Source organism: Motilimonas sp. 1_MG-2023 (genome assembly GCF_030547455.1).
In the GTDB taxonomy this organism is placed as follows: Bacteria; Pseudomonadota; Gammaproteobacteria; order Enterobacterales; family CBDFNC01; genus Motilimonas.
In genome coordinates, this window is sequence record NZ_JAUOPX010000103.1 from 1 (window position 1) to 1,141 (window position 1,141).

Below are 1,141 nucleotides of genomic sequence, written 5' to 3' on the forward strand. Positions count from 1 at the left end.
GGGCCAGTCAAATAGGCGACGAAACGAGCACATTAGTGGCTCAACTGCTGCAAAGCAAAAATCACCCAGAGCAAAGTTATCGGGCCTGTTTAGGCGTGCTTAATCTGAGTAAGAAATACCCGCATGATAGGGTCAATGCGGCGTGCTCTAGAGCGTTAGAGACAGGTATAAAGCGCGTTGCCGGTGTGCGCTCTATCTTAGAAAAAGGCCTTGATAAGCAACCATTACCCCAAGCACAACCTGACCGCCTAGCGGAGATCGAGCATCCAAATATCCGCGGCAAAGGCTATTATCATTAAGGAAAATGACATGAATACATTAACGCAAAAGCTAGGCTTACTGAACCTTAGCGGGTTCCAATCAGGGTTAGCGATACAGCAGCAACAAGCCGCACATTATCGTGAGCTTAGCTTCGAAGAGCGGTTAGAACTGCTGTTATCGGAAGAAATCAATCAACGCAACTCACGCAAAATAGCGCGGTTGACCAAGCAAGCAAAGTTCAGATTACGTGCGGAACTGGCGCAGCTGGATTACAGCAGTAGTCGCCAACTCGACAAGGCTGAGATCCGTTCGCTTACGCAAGGTGAGTGGTTAGCGCTACACCAAAATGTGCTAATTACTGGCGCAACGGGATGTGGAAAAACCTACCTTGCCTGCGCACTAGGGCATCACTTCTGCCAGCAAGGAGTCTCAGTACTGTACTTCCGTTTAAAAGAGTTATTAGAAAAAATGTATCTAGCCCAAGCTGATGGCAGCTATCGAAAGCTCATCAACAAAATCGCCAGCAGCCAAGTTCTGATCTTAGATGATTGGGGCTTAGAGCCATTAACGCCAAGCCAACGAAGTGATTTACTGGAACTGATTGATGCGCGATATGACACCAAGTCAACGTTGCTCTGTAGTCAGCTACCAGTGAGTAACTGGTATGAAATGATAGGTGAATCAACGCACGCGGATGCCATCTTAGATCGCCTAGTCCATAGCAGCGTGAAACTGGAAATAAAGGGTGAATCGATGAGGAAACGACAGAATAAATTGACGCAAGCCGATCACTCAAGTTAGTTTAAAAAAGGTTCTACAAAGAAGAGTACAAGTGATCGGCATCGATGTTATTAACCGATCGACTTCATGTTAATACGCA

General features: G+C 46.5%; 1 protein-coding gene and 1 pseudogene. Both read left to right on the top strand.

Annotated features, from left to right (window positions below; translation table 11 throughout):
- Positions 1-299 (top strand): annotated as a pseudogene (locus tag Q4519_RS21595) (IS21 family transposase); the annotation flags it as partial.
- A 10-nt stretch (positions 300-309) separates the two neighbouring features.
- On the top strand, positions 310-1,062 hold the full coding sequence (istB, locus tag Q4519_RS21600; protein ID WP_303515981.1) for an IS21-like element helper ATPase IstB: 753 nt from the start codon (positions 310-312) through the stop codon (positions 1,060-1,062).
- Positions 1,063-1,141: the final 79 nt, after the last annotated feature.